The sequence below is a fragment of the Polyangium spumosum genome, assembly GCF_009649845.1.
In the GTDB taxonomy this organism is placed as follows: domain Bacteria; phylum Myxococcota_A; class Polyangia; order Polyangiales; family Polyangiaceae; genus Polyangium; species Polyangium spumosum.
Genome location: NZ_WJIE01000001.1, coordinates 87,206 through 104,359, shown reverse-complemented (window position 1 = coordinate 104,359; position 17,154 = coordinate 87,206). Strand labels below are relative to the sequence as shown.

Genomic DNA, 17,154 nt, shown 5'->3' with positions numbered 1-17,154 from the left:
TCCTTTCAAAATCGTCCGCCGAGGCGCACGCCCGGGCCAAAGACCGGCGCGTGCCTGCCCATGAACAGGTTGGTCGTCCCGTACGCGCCGACGACGACGGGCCCCGCGTGAATGTCGAAGCCGAGGGAGCCGACGAGCATGCCCTCGACGGTCAGGGGATCGAAATCGAGCTGATCGTATTGCGAGCCCATGAAGGCGAGGCCGAACCCGACGCGCGCCCAGGGATCGAAGATCGAATTGGGGAGGGCGTGCGCCTCCACGAATCCGAGCGGGGCGACGTAGTTGAAGGCGCAATCGGGCGACAGCCCCACGTCCGTCTCCCAGCAATACTCGCGCGACGACGCGCCGAACGGCAGGCTCAGCGCCGCGCCGAGCCTCACGTGTGTGTTCGCCAGGTAGGAGTATTCGATGCCGTGAACGGCGCTCTCGGCCCTGATGAGGCTGAAGCGATACTCGAAGAAGCCATTGATCTGATAGGGCCGCGGCGGCGGCTCCGGTTCGGGGTCGTCCGGCGCGTACGGATCCGTGGGATCCTTCGCGCTCGCTGCATTCGTCAGGGTCCCGAGCGCGAGGATGATCACGAGCACGCGGCTCCGCTTCATGGTTGCCTCCGTGCGAGGCTTCCTGAGCAAGACGAATGCCGAGCGATGAAATTGCGCAAAAATGCGCGAATCGAGGGGCTCGTCGCCCCGGCGCGCAGGCCGGGTCCCGCTCGGGTGTCGCGGGCGCGCCACGGCGCGTCTGTCGTGGTGTCGTCGTTTCTCTACACGGGCGCTCGTGTCCGGGTGTCGTCGCTTTGCCACAACGGGCTTCGAAACGACGAAGGCCGCGCCCTCTCGAGCGCGGCCTCCTGAGCGTCCCGGCTGTGCCTCGGCGCGTCAGTCCTTGCGGTACATCGTCACGACGCACGCCCCGCCGAGGCCGAGGTTGTGCTGCAGGGCGACCTTCGCCCCCGGGACCTGGCGCGCCTCGGCCGCGCCGCGGAGCTGCCAGACGAGCTCGGTGCATTGCGCGAGGCCCGTCGCCCCGAGCGGATGACCCTTCGAGAGCAGGCCGCCCGACGGGTTCGTCACGTACTTGCCGCCGTACGTGTTGTTCCCTTCCTCGATGAACTTCTCGGCCTCGCCCTCCTTGCAGAGACCGAGCGCCTCGTACGTCACGACCTCGTTCGCCGTGAAGCAATCGTGCAGCTCCACCACCTGCACGTCCTCGGGCCCGAGCCCCGATTTCGTGTAGACCTGGTCCGCGGCGGCCTTCGCCATGTCGTAGCCGATCATCTTGATCATGCTGTCGCCGAAGCTCGACGCATAATCGGTCGTCATCGACTGCGCAGCGATGTAGACCGAGCCGGAAATCCCCTTCTTCCGGGCGAAATCGTCCGAGCAGAGGATCGCCGCCGCCGCGCCGCAGGTCGGCGGGCAGCACTGGAAACGCGTGAGCGGGTCGAAGACCTCGGGCGAGGCCATGATCTGCTCGAGGGACAGGACCTCGTTGAAGAGCGCGTACGGGTTCTTGCTCGCGTGCTTGCGCGCCTTCTCCGCGACCTTGCCGAACATCTCGCGCTTCGCCCCGTACTTCCAGCGATACTCGCGCCCCGCGCCGCCGAACATCTGCGCCGTCGGCGGCGCCTGGTTGAAGCCCTGCACGCGGTTCATCACGTCCGCGTGTTTGTCGATCGGGCTCGTCCGGTCGCTCCATTTCGAGCCGAGCGCGCCCTTCTCCATCTGCTCGAACCCGACCGCGAGCACGCACTCGGCGAGGCCGCCCTCGATGGCCTGCCGGGCGAGGTAAAGCGCCGTCGAGCCCGTCGAGCAGTTGTTGTTCACGTTGATGACGGGGATGCCCGTCAGGCCGACCTCGTAGACGGCCCGCTGCCCGCACGTGCTGTCGCCGAAGACGTACCCCGCGTACGCCTGCTCGACATCGTTGTAATCGACGCCCGCGTCCGCGAGGGCCGTGCGCGCCGCCTTCGCGGCCATCACGTTGTACTCTTCACTGGCGCCGGGCTTCTGGAACTTCACCATCCCGACGCCGATGACGTTGACTCGCCTGCCCATGTTGAGCCTCCTTCTGCGAACGCGTCGCGTTTAACCCAAGAGCCCCTTCAAGAAATGCAGCCGGTTCGAGGCGATCCGCACGTCGCCGTCGACCCGCATCCGGCCCGTCTGGAAGAGCCGCGCCTCGTGCTCCGCGCCCTTCACGAGCGCCACGAGGTCCTCCGTCGACATCGTGATGACCGTCGTCGCTTCCATCGTCCGGCCCGCCGAGACGGTCGTCTTGCCACCCACGAGGTCCACGTGCCAGTCGCTCTCCGGCCCCGTGAGGTGGAACTCGACCACCGCGTCGACCTCCTTCGCGATCTCGGGCGTCTTGTTCAGCCGCTCCTTGAGCGCCTCGAAAATGGCCGCCGCGCCCGGACCCTCCTGCTTCGCTGCCACCTGCGGAGCCGCCTCGGCCTTCACCTCGCCGCTCGCGGCCTTCGCCTTGTGCGCCGCGATGGCCGCCTTGGCCTGCTCGGGATCGATCTTCTTCATGAACGAGAGCTTCTGCGAGGCCATCACGTTGCCCGTGATCTTGAGCTTCCCGCCGAAGTAGAGCTGCTGCGGATCGGCCTGACCCGTGGCCATCGCGAGCCAATCCGCGGCCGAGATCTCCAGCACGGTATCGGCCTTGTCCGCGCCCGTGCCCTGGAAGACCGCGCCCTTGCCGTTCTTCAGATCAACCGTCCACGTCGCGTCCGGCCCCTTCAGGTCGAACTGGAAGATCGTCTTGATCTTCTCCACGAGCGCCGGGTTTTTCTCGACGTAATCGCGGATCCCGATGAACACGTCGCCGCTCGGATCCTCGGCCGCCTTCGCGGGCGCCGCCGCCGCCGCCGGGGCCGCCGCGCCGCCGCCCTGCTTCGCCTTGTGCGCCGCGATGGCCGCCTTGGCTTGCTCGGGATCGATCTTCTTCATGAACCCGAGCTTCTGCGAGGCCATCACGTTGCCCGAGATCTTGAGCTTGCCCTCGAAGTAGAGCTTCTGCGGATCGGCCTGGCCCGTGGCCATCGCGAGCCAGTCACTCGACGCGATCTCCAGCGCCGTATCGGCCTTCTCCGCGCCCTTGCCCTCGAAGACCGAGCCCTTGCCGTTTTTCAGATCGATCGTCCACGTCGCGTCCGGGCCCTTCAGATCGAACTGGAAGACCGTCTTCACCTTCTCCACGAGCGCCGGGTTCTTCTCGACGTAATCGCGGATCCCGATGAACACGTCGCCGGCCGGGTTTTCGGCCGCCTTCGCGGGCGCCGCCGCAGGAGCCGCCGCCGGGGCTTTCGCCTTCGCGACCGGGATCTCCTTCCAGAGGCCGATCGCCGCGTTTGAGATGACGACCTTGTCACGCTCCTTGACCTTGCAGCGGAACACGACGCGCTCGTCGCTCTCCTTCCACATCTCGGTCACCACGGTCTCGCCCGGGAACACGCTGTCCGCGAAGCGCACCTTGATGCTCTTGAACTTGCGCGCGTCGCCGCCCGCGAACGCGTGGATCACGTGCCGCGCGGCATAACCGAAGGTGCAGAGCCCGTGCAGGATCGGCTTCGAGAAGCCAAACGCCGTGGCGAAGCTCGGGTCGGCGTGCAGCGGGTTCCAGTCGCCGGAGAGGCGATACAAAAGCGCCTGGTTCTCGGGGATCTTCTGCTCGATCGTGGCGTCGGGCGCGCGCTCGGGCGGCACGTTCACGTCCGCCGAAGGCCCACGATCGCCGCCCCAGCCGCCCGCGCCGCGGATGAGGGCCGTGCTCTCGTTGCGGATGAGCTCCTCGCCCGACTCGTCCACGCTGCGGATCTCCGTGACGATCAGCGCGTTCTTGCCCTTGTCCCAGATCTCCTTGACCTTGGCCTTGTGCGTGAGCTTCGCCTTGGGCGGCAGCGGACGCGAAAGCTCCAGGTATTGCTCGCCATGTAGCAGCCGATCGAGCCCGTAGTTCATGCCCGGCGCGGTCTTGCCGGCCTTCGCGAGATCCATCAGCGCCGAGAGCGCCGGCACGACGCCGTACGTCGGCAGCGGGACGAAGCCCTGCCCGTGCATCTCGTAGACGTAACGCAGCTCCTTGTCGTCGAGCGGGTTCTCCGCGGCGCCCACGCCGAGCGCGTAGATCGACAGATCCCGCTCGTCGTAGCTCGAATGCACCGGCGGATACTCGTACCCGAGCGCCTGATCCACGTCGATGAACTCGTTGCCGCCCTTCGCCGGCCCTGCCTGCACGTTGGCCATGACCGGGCCCATCGACTGGTTGATCTCGGCCGGATGCGTGGTCGTGTCGAAGCCGGCGACCTTGTTCCAGTCCTTCTGGAGGTCCTCGACCTTGATCCCGCGCCCGAGCCGGACCGTCTTGCCCTCGGCCCGCTCCCAGCGCAGCTTCGCGAAGAAGCCGCCGCCCACCTCGAAGAGCCCGCCGGTCTCGCTCGAGCTCTCGTGGCAGAGGTACGCCACGAGCGGGCTCACGTACTCGGGCTTGAGCGCGTCGATGAGCTCCTTCGGCAGCACCGTCTCCGTCAGGCGCGAGCCCGCGAGCGGCGCGATCGTGTTCACGAGGACGTTTTTCTTCTTGCCCTCGAGCGCGAGCGTGTTCGAAAGCCCGACGATGCCGAGCTTGGCCATCGAATAGTTCGCCTGGCCGAAATTGCCGTAGATGCCCGCCGCCGACGACGTGAAGATGATGCGGCCGTAGCCCTGGTCGCGCATGTGCGGCCACGCCGCGTGCGTGACGCGGAAGCTGCCGAGCACGTGCACGCGGTAGATGAGCTCCCAGTCCTCCTCGGTCATCTTGTGGAACGTCACGTCCCGCAGGATGCCGGCGTTGTTCACCACGATGTCGATGCGGCCGAACGCGTCGAGCGCGCTCTGCACGATGCGGCTGCCCTGCTCGACCGAATCGTAGTTCGCGACGGCCTCGCCGCCGGCCGCCTTGATCTCGGCGACGACCTTGTCCGCCGCCTCGGAGCTCGTGCCCCCGCCGTGCCGGCCGCCGCCGAGATCGTTGACCACGACCTTGGCCCCGCGGCTCGCGAGCAGGAGCGCATGCGCACGCCCGAGCCCGTTGCCCGCACCGGTGACGATCGCCACTCTTCCATCAAAACGAAGCTCGTTCGCCATGAGCTGGATCCCTCGCGCGGTAAAGTTTCGCGTGCGAAGTATCCCACTCTGCGCGCGGCGTCAATGATTCGCGTGGAGAGGAACGTGCTGGAGGCTTTGGTGGCGGGGACGGGAGCGCTCGGTCAGAGAGCGCTGGAGGCGTCGAGCGCCTGGAAGGCAGGGACGCCCCCGGCGGCCCAGACGGAGACGATCTTGCCGGGCAGAGCCCACATCGGGCCGAGGCCGTCGTCGATGGACATCTCGCCGGCGAAGCTCTTCTCGAGCATGGAGAGCAGCCTCGTGTAGGTGACGTTCAGCGATCGTTGCGCGTCATCGAGCCCCGCGCTCCCGCTCTGCGGGTAGGTGAGGAGCGGCCCGCCGAGCTTCAGCATCGCCTGCACCGCGCGAAAACGAGCGTAATGGCTGAACCGGTCCTCGAGGTCCGCGTCGTCCGCCGGCCGCTCGTCCTTGTTGATGAAGGGCCCGCGGCTCCCCTCGCCCTGGTCGACGATGGCCCGGATCGCCTTGTCCGCCTGGGCCCGCGCCGTCTGGCTGTCGCCGCCGATCGTCGCCGAGAAGCCCGTGTAGTCGTCGGTCGGGTACTGCGGATTGGCGAATGCGCTCGCCTGCCTGTGATCCACGCTCGGGTCGTAGAGGCTCTCCCAGAGCTGATCCACGCCCTGCTCGATGGCCTTGTAGAATTGCCCGATCGAATCGTAGACCTCCTGCGGGCCGTCCGGGGGCGGATCCGATTTCGGCTCGGGGGTCTCGATGGTCGACATGAGCAGGAGCTGCGCCTCGTTCACCGGCCCGAGCTCGACCGGCACCTTCGCGCCGATCCAGGGCGGGAACCCCTTGTCGTACCGCGGCGCCCACGGGCCCGTGAACTTCGGCGAAGAGCCCTTGGCGAACAGGGCATTGTAGAGGTTGCAGGCGATCTCGAGGTGCAACATCTCCTGCACCACGACCGAATAGATGTTGTTGAACGCGAGCTGCTCGCGGCTGCGGTTCGGGTTCTTCGGGCTGCGCACGGGCGTGAGCGTCGGCGGATTCACCGCGGAGCTGCCCGGCACCTGCAGCGAATACGCTGCGGTCAGGTAGATGGGTATGGTCCAGATCTCCAGGTAGACGGCCTTCTGGAGGTGATCCCGGAGAGCGGCCTCGGTCCAGGCGTTGCTTTTCATGGCAAGGAAGCTCCTTTCGCGGCCGAGACTACGGCCACGAGGGAGCGAGCGTCAAGCCGCGTGTTTCGCCGCGCTCGTCGACAGGCAATAGAGGAAGTGCTGGAGCTTCGTCCGCGCCTCGGCCGCGACCTCCCGGAGCGCCGCGTCCTCGGCGTCGGCGAGGGTTTCGAGCGGATCCATGATGGCCACGACCGTGCGCCCGGCGCCATCGTCCTCGTACACGGCGACGTTACAAGGCAGGAGAATGCCGACGTCCGGATCGGCCGAGAGCGCCCGGTGCGCGAGGACGGGGTTGCAGGCCCCGAGGATCGTGTAACGCCGGAACGCCACGCCGAGCCGCGCCCGCAAGGTCTCGTCGACGTCGATACGCGTGAGCACGCCGAAGCCGTTGTCGCGGAGGAGCTGGGGGATCTTCCCCAGCGCCTCGTCGTACGAGAGGTCGAGCGATGCGCGGAGATTCGTCCTGGCCATGGGGGTCCTCACCCGGGAACGTGGCGCGCCGAGGTGAAGATCGAAAGGGGACGAAATCGATCAGGCCCGCCGCGCCCGCTCGATCGTCTGCCGAGCGGCCGCGACGAACCGCTCCGGAAAGACGCTCCGATCGAGGAAAAATGCCTCGAGGCTCGGCACCGCATTCGGCATCCCCGCGCGCTCGTCGGCCACCGCCGCGACGAGGAGGTGCCCCGTCCCGCGGGCGAGCCGCGTGCTCGGCAGACCCGCGGCCTCCGGGAAGGCCTCGCCGATGGGCCGCCCCGCGCTCTCCGGCAGGAGCCCCGTCCGCCGCGCCCGCAGGCCGTCCGACGCCACGAAGAGCGCCCGGTAAAACGCGCGCTTCTCCGGCACGGCGCGCGAGAGCTCGCGCCCGAGCACCCGCAGGTGTTGTTCGAGCAGGAGGCTCGGCATCCCGCGGTTCGCGAGCACCCCGGCGAGCCACTCGATCTGCCGCTTGATCGTGGCCTCTGCATGATCGGGCAGCGTCGCCAAAAACGCGCTGTCGCTCTGCGTGAACCGCGCGCCCCGCTCGCCGTACCGGAAGCCGTAATATGGCGTCAGCCGCAGCGAGATCCGCCCGGCGCGCATGGCTGCCTCGACCTCGCGCGGGTCGCTCGGCATCGGCGTCATCCCGGCCTCGGGGTTCAACGGATGCGACCAGGTGGTCTCGGCGGCCTCCCGCTTGCTCCCGCGGCCCTTGTCCGCCCCACGCGAGCCCGTTTTTTCGGTGTTCACGTCCTCGGCTCCCCCCCGAAACCCCTCGGCAAGAGCAACCCGCGGCCGGCGAACCCGGCCATACGGTCGATCGTCCCGAGGAACGTCTCGTATAGCAGATCATTGCCTCGGAGGGCCCAGAGCACCTCGGCGTTCGCCCACGCGGCGTCCCGCGCGCGCTTCACGCTCCACACGGCCATCACGTTGTCCACGCGGCCGAGCGCCTCCTCGACCTCGCGCAGCACGCCCGTCACGAGCCGCTTCGTCGCGGTCTTCTCCGCCTCCTCCAGGATCTCGTTGATGATCAAGTAATCGTCGTAAAACGCCGTCCCCCGCCGCGGCTCGATGCCCTTCTTGACGCACGTCTCGACCACGGCGATGGCGAGATCGTGGTTGATGTGCGCGTTCATGCCCGAGAGCGCGTGCTGGAGCCGCGAAATGGTCCTGTCGCTCCGCGTCTCGAAGAGCGGCTGCCACGCGCGCGGGGCCGAGCCCTCTTCGCGGATCTCGGCGACGAACGCGTCGAAGTAGAGGCCCGCGAAGACCACGTCGAGCTCCTCGAGCAGCACCGGCGCGCCGAAGCGCCCGCGGTCGATCTCGCGGCGGATGTTGTCGGTGACGAAGGTGTAGAGCTGGTTGAAGGCGTGCACGCCGTCGGCGCTCGGCAGGGCGCCGTCGATGAGGTCCATCACGGCGAGGACGTCGTGGATGGAGCGCCGCGGATGCGCCTGGATCCGCTCGGCGAGGTGCTCGTTCGGGCTCATGGGCCCCGAGCGTACCCCATCGACGGCGCGTGTATCAAAGATCGAGCTGCATCCCGAGCTCGACGACGCGCTCCGGCGGCAAGTTGAAGAAGGCCGTGGCCCCCGTCGCATTTCGCGACAGGAAGCCGAAGAGGGTCTCGGACACCTTGTCCATCTTGCCCTTGCCCGTGGCGAGGATCGTCTCGCGGCCGAGGTAATACGTGGTCTCGTCGGGCTCGATGCGCAGGCCGAGCTTGGCCTTGGCCACGGCGAGCAGCACGGGGACGTTGGTGTCCTCCATGAAGCCCGAGCGGAAGATGATGCGGTAGAAATCGTCCGCGATGAGCGAGGCCTCGACCCGCTTCTCCGGCGGCACGCGCGGGATCCGCTCGGGAATGACGGTCACGAGCAGCACGACCTTTTGCAGGGCCTTGCTGCGGCTGACGTGGTGCAAGAGGACGGGCGGCGCCTCCTCGGCGCTCGACGTGAGGAAGACGGCGGCGCCGTCCACGCGCGCGGCGGTTTTTCCGTCGCGCAGCTCCGTGAGGACCTCGGCGAGCGGCCGCGTGCGCTTCTTGAACTCCTGGCCGAGCAAGGTTCGCCCCTTCCGCCAGATGGCCATGGAGACGAAGATCGTCGCGGCGATCAGGAAGGGCACGTAGCCGCCGTCGAAGAACTTGAGCAGGTTCGCGCCGAGGAACGCGAGGTCGAACGTGAGGAAGAGCAGGAGCAGGGGCAAGGCCTTCGCGAGGGACCAGCCCCAGCGCTCGCGCACGACGACGAAGAAGACGATCGAGGTGATGGTCATCGAGCCCGTGACGGCGAGGCCGTACGCCGAGGCGAGCTTCGACGACTCGCGGAAGGCGAACACGAGCACCATACAAGCGGCGAAGAGGGCCCAGTTGACCTCGGGGATGTAGATCTGTCCTTCGGTCTCCGAGGAGGTGTGCTTGACCTGGACGCGCGGCAAGAAGCCGAGCTGGACGCCCTGGCGCGTGAGCGAATAAGCGCCGGAGATCATGGCCTGCGAGGCGATGACGGCCGCCGCGGTGGCGAGCGCGACGAGGGCGTAGGTGGCCGGCCCCTTGGGGACGAGCGAGAAGAAGGGGTTCGCCGCGGCCTCGGGGTGCTGGAGGAGGAGGGCGCCCTGGCCGAAGTAATTGAGGGCCAAGGAGGGCATGACCATCCCGTACCAGGCGAGGGCGATCGGGCGGCGGCCGAAATGCCCCATGTCGGCATAAAGGGCCTCGCCGCCGGTCACGCAGAGGACGACGGAGCCGAGGAGGACGAACGCGTGCCACTTGTTGGTCAGGAAAAACGTGACCGCGAGCCTGGGGTCGACCGCCGCGAGGACGGCGGGGTGCTGGACGATGAAATAGGCCCCGAGCCCTCCGAGCGTGAGGAACCAGAGGATCATGATGGGGCCGAAGACCTTGCCAATGCCGGCCGTGCCGCGCTTCTGGATCCAGAAGAGGCCGATCAGAATGAGGCAGGTGATCGGGAGGATGGCGGGCTTCATGGATTCGGCGCCGACGGCGAGGCCCTCCACGGCGCTGAGGACGCTGATGGCAGGGGTGATGACGCCGTCCCCATAAAGGAGGGAGGCGCCAAAGAGGACGAGGGCCGCGATCCAGCCGATACGCGTCTTGTTTTTGGGCCGCAGGCTCTCGGGCACGAGCGCCAGCAGCGCCATGGTGCCGCCCTCCCCCTCGTTGTCCGCTTTGAGGACGAACGTGAGATACTTCACGGCGACGACCATGGTGAGAGACCAGAACATGAGGGACAGGAGCCCCAGGATGTTCTCGGGCGTGGGCTTGACGCCGTGGGGCGAGGACACGCACTCCTTGACGGCGTAGAGGGGGCTCGTGCCGATGTCGCCGAAGACGACGCCGAGGGCCGCGAGGACGAGGGGCGGCAGGGCGCCGGGGGCGTGGCCGTGACCGTGGCCGTGGGGAGCGGGAGCGGGAGCGGCGGCGGCTGCCGCGTCGGCCGCGGCGTCGGCGGCGGCAGCTTCGGCGGCTGCGGCGGCCGCGGCGGCCTGGACCTGGAAGGCGCCCACGATGCTCGGCTCGTCGGCGATGGCGTGGGACGGCTGAGGAGGGCGCGGCGCGGATGGTTCAGCGCCCGGGTGCTGGTCGTCGTTCATCGCGGAGCGCGACGCTACACCGATCGGGGCGGATGCGGAAGCGGCGGCGCGCGCCTTGGCAAGCGGCCGTGGGGTGGGTGATACTGCGGCGCATGGATGGGTCTTCGAGCACGACGGCGGGCGGCGGAATCGGGTGCGGGGCAGGCGTGCTGCTCGGTCTCATTTTTCTCGGGGCTGCAATCGCGCTCTTCATCATGGGCGTCAACCGCGGCGGAAGCGCGGCGTTCCTGGGCGGCGCCGCCGCGTGCGTGATCCTCGCCATCGCCATCCCCGTCAGCGTGGCCGTGCGGCAAGGCAAGGCCGACGAGGACGCCATTGCCGCGGTCGCCGCGTCGGGCGCCCGCGTCGAGGCACAGATCGTCGACGTGCGCAACAGCACCTCGAACAGAGCCGCCCTGTACCGGATCATCGCGCAAGGCAAGAACCCCGTCACAGGCGAGCTGCAATATTTCGTCGGTCCCTCCATCCGCCGCGATCCTTCGTGGCACCTGCGCGAGCGCAAGACGGTCTTCGTCGCCGTCGATCGCAGCGACCCCAGCCGCGGCGTCATGGACTTCTCGTTCATGCCCGGGGAGAAGCCCGCGGGCTGGACCTCGTGCACGCAGGCCCTGCCGACGTTCCACTAGCAATGGGGGCGACGGGGCCCCACCTCCTGACTTACGTCTTGCCGCCGTCTCGGCGCCCGGATAGGATCGCGCCCTCGCCCATGGAGGCCTTCCTTGCGTGACTTTTTTACGTTCAGCTCGAGCGTCCTTCCCGATACCACGCGGGTCCTCGGATTCCGGGGGACCGAGGCGCTCTCTCGCCCCTACGTGTTCGAGATTTACCTCTCGATCCCCAGCGAAGAGAGCGGGGACGTCGACCTCGACGACGCCGTCGGCGCGAAGGGGACGCTGCGCGCGCAGCGCGAGGACGACGGCGAGCAGTACGTGATCCACGGCCTGCTCTCCGGCATCGAGCTGGTCCAGCAGGCGGGCAGCGCCGCCTTGTTCCGCGCGACGCTCGTGCCGCGGCTCTGGGAGCTCACGCAGACGCTCCACAGCCGCATGTTCACGAAGAAGAGCGTCCGCGAGATCATCGAGTTCATCCTCGACGACAGCGGCTTCAGCGGCGACGACTACGAGTTCAAGCTCTACGGCGATTACGAGCCGGAAGAGCACGTCTGCCAGTACCAGGAGAGCAACCTCGACTTCATCTCCCGCTGGATGGAGCGCGAGGGCCTCTACTATTACTTCGAGCAAGGCGAGGACGCCGAGAAGCTCGTCATCACCGACAACAAATCGTTCCACGAGCCGCTGCGGAAGGCCCCGGTCCCCTACCATCCCCAGGCCGGCGGCGACATGAACCAGGGCGAGGCGTTCGACAGCTTCACGCGCCGGCACCAGCACCTCCCGTCCGCGGTGAAGCTGCACGATTACGATTACACCAACCCCACGCTCGACGTCTCAGGCCATGCGTCGGTCTCCCAGTCGGGCTTCGGGGAGATCACGATGCACGGCGCGCGTTTCTTCAACCCGACGCAGGGCAAGCGGCTCGCGGGCATCCGCGCCGAGGAGCTGCTCGCGCGCAAGGTCCTGTTCCACGCGACGGGCACGGCGTATCACCTCCGGCCGGGGTACCTCTTCGAGCTCGAGGAGCACCCGCGCACGGCGTTCAACGGCGAATACCTCACCACGGAGCTCGTGCACATCTGCTGCCACGCCGTGTCCGCGCCGCAGATCAAGAAGCTCCTCGGGGCGGAGGCGAACGACGTGTACCGCGTGGAGGTCGCGGGCATCCCCGCGTCGGTCCAGTTCCGCGCCGAGCGCAGGACGCCGTGGCCTCGCATTTATGGCTACGAGAATGCGGTGATCGACGGGGACGCGGAGAGCGAATACGCGCAGATCGACGAGCACGGCCGCTACAACGTCAAGTTCATGTTCGACGAGACCAGCCTGAAGGGCAGCAATGCGTCGACGTGGGTGCGCATGGCGCAGCCGCACGGCGGCTCGATCGAGGGGTGGCATTTCCCGCTGCGCAAGGGCACGGAGGTCGTGATCAGCTTCATGGGCGGCGACCCTGACAGGCCCGTGATCATGGGCGTCGTCCCGAACGCGCACACGCCGAGCCCGGTCACGCAGGGCAACAACACGAAGAACGTGATCCAGACGGGCGGCCGCAATCGCCTGGAGCTCGAGGACAAGGCGGGCCAGCAGCGGATCACGATGTCGACGCCCACGGAGAACACGTACCTGCGCATGGGCTCGCTGAACGACGAGCACAACTTCATCGGCCGCACCGACGGCAGCGCGCTCATCTACACCGGCACGCATTTCGACATCGAGGTGGTGGACTTCAAGACGGAGAGCGTGGGCAATTACGTCGACCACGTGTACAAGGGGCCGTACACGTGCGAGGTCGAGAAGGACGTGACCCTGACGTACAAGGCGAACCGGACCGAGAAGGTCGAGTCCGGCCACGTGCAGGAGCTCTACCAGTCGCAGAACACCGAGGTCCAGGGCCTCATGCAGGTGTACGCGAAGGCGGGCCAGCAGGAGCTCTTCGACGACATGCATTATACCGTCGTCTCCGCGGGCGGCCGCACGCAGGAGGTCACGGGGCTGCTCAACGTGAAGGCGAAATCGGGCTACACGGTCGAGGTCACGGGCGACGCGAAGGAGACCGCGACGGGCGACTGGTCGATCGAGGCGAACGCGGTCGACACGAAGAGCCGCGGCGAATGGAAATGGAGCTGCCTCGGCGACAAGGTCTCGCTCACCATCGGCGCCACGTCCGAGACGCTGATCGGCCTCAAGAACGAGAACCTGATCGGCGGCAAGCTCGAGATCCTCGGCCCGTTCAAGATGGAGACGGTGCTCGGCATCAAGGTCGACTCTCACATCGGCGTCGCGATCGAGGCGAACGCGGCCATCGCCCTGAAATTCGCGCCGACGTGGTTCGAGAACCTCGCGGGGAAGATCGAGATGCTGCCGTACAAGCTCATCAATCGGGGCATCGACATCGAGGTCGGCGGCCTCAAGCTGATCGGCTAGGACGTCCTTTCGTGAACACGATCAAGCCGCAGAGGATCGGGCTCCTCACGAGGGCGTTCGAGAACGAGAACGTCTGCCATTTCTCCATCGCGCTGCTCGTCTTCTTCCCGTTCGAATCACCCCGGCGTATCCTTTCCGAGGTCGATCTCTGGAAGTTCGTCGCGGCCGAGCTCGGCAAGGACGGGATCCTCGACGAGTGCATGCCCAAGCCGAACGGCGAGATCGTCGTGAACGGGCGCTGCTTCGCGCCCGGCGGGGTCCCGCGCGCGGCGAGCTCCGTGCGCGTGAAGCTCGGCGCCGTCGACAAGACGCTCTACGTGGTCGGCGATCGGGTATGGAAGCGCGGCGTGCCCTCCGAGCCGCAGCCGTTCACGGAGATGCCCATCACCTGGGAGACGGCCTTCGGCGGCCCCGATTTTCCCGACAACCCGCTTGGCAAGGGCGCGTCGCCCGTGCGCACCGAGGCCGGCGAGGTGCACCCGATGCCAAACGTCGAGTACCCGGGCAAGCTCCTCCAATCGCCGCGGGAGAGGCCCGCGCCGGCCAGCTTCGGGCCCATCGACCTCACCTGGCCGCAGCGATTCTCCAAGGTGGGGACGTACGACGAGGCGTGGCTGAAGGAGTTGTTCCCGGGGTTCGCGGAGGACCTCGAGCCGGGCTTCTTCAGCACCGCGCCGGCCGATCAGCAAATCGAGGGGTTCTTCCGCGGCGACGAGGCGTTCGTCATCGAGAACATGCACCCCTCGAAGCCGCGCATCGAATCGGCCCTGCCGGGCGTCGCGGCCCGCTGCTTCGTCCGGCGCGAGACGCCGAGCGGCGAGGTTTTTCGCGAAATACCAATGCGCATCGACACCGTCCGCCTCTTCCCGCACGCCGAGCGCGGGGTGGTCGTGTTCCGGGGCATCACGCGGGTCCGCGAGGATGACGCCGCGGACGTCAAGCAGATCTGCTGCGCGCTCGAGGCCATGGGCGCGCCGAAGCCCGTCTCGTATTACGAGGCCGTCATCGCGAAGCGGAGCGACAAGAAGAAGGGCCACCTCTTCGCCCTGCGCGACGCTGATCTGATGCCCGAGCCCGGCCCGGACGAGGGCGCGCCGAAGGCCGAGCCGAGCGACGACGACGAGCTCACGGGGGGCGAGGGGCTCCTGCTCGCGAACCTGCGCAAGAAGGCCGAGGCGGAGCTCGAGAAGGCCAAGGAGCAGATGCGCGCGGCCGGCATCGATCCGGAGGGCAGGCTGCCCGCGATACCGCCCGCGACGCCGCCGCCGAAGCCGGAGGAGCTGCCCGAGGTGATCGAGGCGGCGATGGAGATCGCCGAGAAACAAATGGCCGCCGAAAAGGAGCGGCGGGCCGCGGCCGAGGCCGAGGCGAGGAAGGCGTGCGAGGAGGCCGGCGTCGATTACGAGGCGATGCTGAAGAAGGCGCAGGCGGACGCCGCCGGGCCGCCGAAGTTCTCGGCGAAGCGGGAGCTCGCGCGCCTCCAGGACCTCGCCCAGCTCTACCGGAACGCGGGGATGCCCGACGTGGGGCTCGAGCAGAAGATCGCCGATCCGGAGCTCGAGAAGAAGCTCCTCGCGGCAGAGGAGAACCTGCGCGACAATTACCGGAAGTTCGCCCATCACATGCCCGCGGCCGCGGCGATGCCGGGGGACGGATCCGCGGCGGCGCGGGAGGCCCTTCGCGAGGGGCGAGCGAAGGGCGAGGGCTTCGCGGGCCGCGACCTGACGGGGGCCGACCTCTCGGGCCTCGACCTCGCCGGGCTCGATTTCCGCGGCGCGATGCTCGAATGCGCCAACCTCTCGGGCTCGCGGCTCGAAGGCGCCGACCTCTCGGGGGCCGTGCTCGCCCGGGCCAACCTCACGGACGCGCGCCTCGGCGGCGCGAAGCTCGTCGGGACGAACCTTGGCGGGGCAAACCTCACGCGCGTCGAGGCGAGCGGCGTGGATTTCACGGGGGCGGTGCTCGCTTGCGCCGACCTGCGAGGCGCGCGATTGCGGGGGGCGAACCTCACGAAGGCGGACCTCTCCGAGGCGATCTACGGCGACACGGATACGCGCGAGATCCAGGCGGCGGGCACGAATTTCATCAAGTCGGACCTCCGCGGCGCCGGGTTCGCGGGCGCCGTGCTCGAGCGCTGCGTCTTCATCGAGTCGAACGTGTCGGGCGTCGATTTCAGCGGGGCGAAGCTCGTGTCGGCGGTGTTCGTCGAGGCCAAGGGCGAGGGCGCCGTGCTCCGCGGGGCGAACCTCGAGAACCTCCGGGTGGTGAAGGACTCCTCGTTCGTCGGGGCCGATTTTCGTGGCGCGTCGCTCCCGCGGGCGAATTTTCGCGGGGCGCTCCTCGAGGGCGCCGATTTCACGGAGGCGGACCTCACGGGCGCCGATTTCAGCGGGGCGGACCTCCGGGGCGGCAGGCTCGAGCGGGTCCTCGCCAAGGAGTCGATGTGGATCCGCACGGATCTCACGGGCGCGGACCTCCGCCGGGGCAATTTCATGTTCGCGGTCCTGCAGAAGGCGCGTATCGCCGGCGCCGACCTCCGCGGGGCGAACCTCTTCCGCTCCGACATGGCCAAGGTCCACCTCGACGGGGCCACGAACGTCAAGGGCGCGCACGTCGTCGAGGCGCGCGTCGTGAAGAACAGGGCGACCGATGATCCGGGATGAGCTCATTCGCCAGATCGCGGGCGGCGAGGTCGTCTCCGGCGAGGATCTCTCCGGGAGAGACCTCTCGGGGGCGAAGCTCTCCGGGGGCATCCTGGAGAACGTCTCTTTTGCCGGGGCAAACCTCGCCGGGGCGGACCTCACGGAGTCGGTCTTCACGCGGTGCCATTTCGCGGGCGCGAAATTCGACGGGGCGCGGATGCGCCACGCCGTCCTCGAGCGGAGCCTCTTCACGGAGGCGACGTTCGTGGGGGCCGACATGGGCGCGCTCCGCTTCATCCAGGCGGACCTCTCGTCGGCGGACCTGTCCGGCGCCAGCCTGAAGATGGGCGCGGTGCTGCAATCGAACCTCACGGGCGCGCGGCTCGTGAAGGCGAACCTCGAGCGGACCTCGTTCCTCGATTCTGTCGTGGCGAAGGCGAGCTTCGCGGGCGCCTCGCTCAAGCAGACGGTGCTGCTCGACGCGGACCTGACGAGCGCCGAGCTGACGGGCGCCATCTTCGAGATCGCGGTGCTGATCGGCTGCAAGCTCGCGGGCATGGATCTGCGGGGGATGAAGTTCGACCTCACCCAGCTCATGCGCGCCGACCTCTCGGGGGCGGATCTCTCGGGCGCGTCGCTCGTGCAATGCAACTTCAAGGACGCGAACCTGGAGGGCGCGAACCTGAACAAGGCCGCCGTGGGCCGCGCGTTGTTCGTGCAGGCAAAACTCGCGCGGGTCGACCTGCGCGGCGCGAAGCTCGGGCAATCGATCCTGGTGGACGCCGACCTCTCCGGCGCGGACGCGTCCGGCGCGGACATGCAGCAATGCATCCTCAAGGGCGCGAAATGCGCGGGGGCGCGCTTCGTGGGCGCGGACCTGACGTACGCCGATTTCACGCACGCCGACGCCACGGCGGCCGATTTCTCGAGGGCGACGCTCTTTCGCGCGAGGTTTCATCGCACGAAGGAGGAGGGGGCCGTGTTCACGAGCCGCGTGACGGCGCTCGGCGACGACGAGCGCCTCGCCGAGGCGGAAGATTTCACACCGACGGCATGAACCGCGCGGACGCGCGTTGCGTGAGGACGA

General features: G+C 68.1%; 13 protein-coding genes. 5 read left to right on the top strand and 8 right to left on the bottom strand.

What is annotated here, in order from left to right:
• Positions 1 to 5: 5 nt before the first annotated feature.
• The gene (locus tag GF068_RS00485; protein WP_153817328.1) at positions 6 to 602 is read right to left on the bottom strand and encodes a hypothetical protein; all 597 of its coding nucleotides are present in this window, start codon (positions 600 to 602) and stop codon (positions 6 to 8) included.
• A gap of 45 nt (positions 603 to 647) precedes the next feature.
• Here GF068_RS00485 and GF068_RS43275 point away from each other — a divergent pair, with 45 nt between their 5' ends.
• Positions 648 to 854, top strand: a complete 207-nt coding sequence (locus tag GF068_RS43275) for a hypothetical protein (RefSeq protein WP_170319232.1) — start codon at positions 648 to 650, stop codon at positions 852 to 854.
• Between the two features lie 24 nt (positions 855 to 878).
• On the opposite strand, the gene GF068_RS00480 is transcribed toward GF068_RS43275, so the two are convergent.
• The 7 genes from GF068_RS00480 to GF068_RS00450 all read right to left on the bottom strand — a co-directional run bounded on the left by GF068_RS00480 (position 879) and on the right by GF068_RS00450 (position 10,393).
• Entirely contained in the window at positions 879 to 2,057 is a 1,179-nt protein-coding gene (locus GF068_RS00480; RefSeq protein ID WP_153817327.1) for a lipid-transfer protein, read from the bottom strand.
• Between the two features lie 30 nt (positions 2,058 to 2,087).
• On the bottom strand, positions 2,088 to 5,135 hold the full coding sequence (locus GF068_RS00475; RefSeq protein WP_153817326.1) for a peroxisomal multifunctional enzyme type 2: 3,048 nt from the start codon (positions 5,133 to 5,135) through the stop codon (positions 2,088 to 2,090).
• 122 nt (positions 5,136 to 5,257) lie between these two features.
• Complete coding sequence (locus tag GF068_RS00470; protein WP_153817325.1) at positions 5,258 to 6,298, bottom strand: ferritin-like domain-containing protein; 1,041 nt, start codon at positions 6,296 to 6,298, stop codon at positions 5,258 to 5,260.
• A 51-nt stretch (positions 6,299 to 6,349) separates the two neighbouring features.
• The gene (locus GF068_RS00465; protein ID WP_153817324.1) at positions 6,350 to 6,769 is read right to left on the bottom strand and encodes a DUF302 domain-containing protein; all 420 of its coding nucleotides are present in this window, start codon (positions 6,767 to 6,769) and stop codon (positions 6,350 to 6,352) included.
• A gap of 60 nt (positions 6,770 to 6,829) precedes the next feature.
• The gene (locus GF068_RS00460) at positions 6,830 to 7,525 is read right to left on the bottom strand and encodes a hypothetical protein (protein WP_153817323.1); all 696 of its coding nucleotides are present in this window, start codon (positions 7,523 to 7,525) and stop codon (positions 6,830 to 6,832) included.
• Positions 7,522 to 8,268, bottom strand: coding sequence for a DUF5995 family protein (locus tag GF068_RS00455; protein ID WP_153817322.1), 747 nt, complete (start codon positions 8,266 to 8,268; stop codon positions 7,522 to 7,524). Before GF068_RS00455 ends, GF068_RS00460 begins: the two co-directional genes overlap by 4 nt.
• A 34-nt stretch (positions 8,269 to 8,302) precedes the next feature.
• The gene (locus tag GF068_RS00450; RefSeq protein ID WP_153817321.1) at positions 8,303 to 10,393 is read right to left on the bottom strand and encodes a potassium transporter Kup; all 2,091 of its coding nucleotides are present in this window, start codon (positions 10,391 to 10,393) and stop codon (positions 8,303 to 8,305) included.
• A gap of 92 nt (positions 10,394 to 10,485) precedes the next feature.
• Here GF068_RS00450 and GF068_RS00445 point away from each other — a divergent pair, with 92 nt between their 5' ends.
• The 4 genes from GF068_RS00445 (at position 10,486) to GF068_RS00430 (ending at position 17,124) form a co-directional block, all read left to right on the top strand.
• Entirely contained in the window at positions 10,486 to 11,019 is a 534-nt protein-coding gene (locus GF068_RS00445) for a hypothetical protein (protein ID WP_153817320.1), read from the top strand.
• A 93-nt stretch (positions 11,020 to 11,112) separates the two neighbouring features.
• Complete coding sequence (locus GF068_RS00440) at positions 11,113 to 13,425, top strand: type VI secretion system Vgr family protein (RefSeq protein WP_153817319.1); 2,313 nt, start codon at positions 11,113 to 11,115, stop codon at positions 13,423 to 13,425.
• An 11-nt stretch (positions 13,426 to 13,436) separates the two neighbouring features.
• Positions 13,437 to 16,088, top strand: a complete 2,652-nt coding sequence (locus GF068_RS00435) for a DUF2169 domain-containing protein (protein WP_153817318.1) — start codon at positions 13,437 to 13,439, stop codon at positions 16,086 to 16,088.
• The gene (locus GF068_RS00430; protein ID WP_153817317.1) at positions 16,075 to 17,124 is read left to right on the top strand and encodes a pentapeptide repeat-containing protein; all 1,050 of its coding nucleotides are present in this window, start codon (positions 16,075 to 16,077) and stop codon (positions 17,122 to 17,124) included. Before GF068_RS00435 ends, GF068_RS00430 begins: the two co-directional genes overlap by 14 nt.
• Positions 17,125 to 17,154 lie beyond the last annotated feature (30 nt).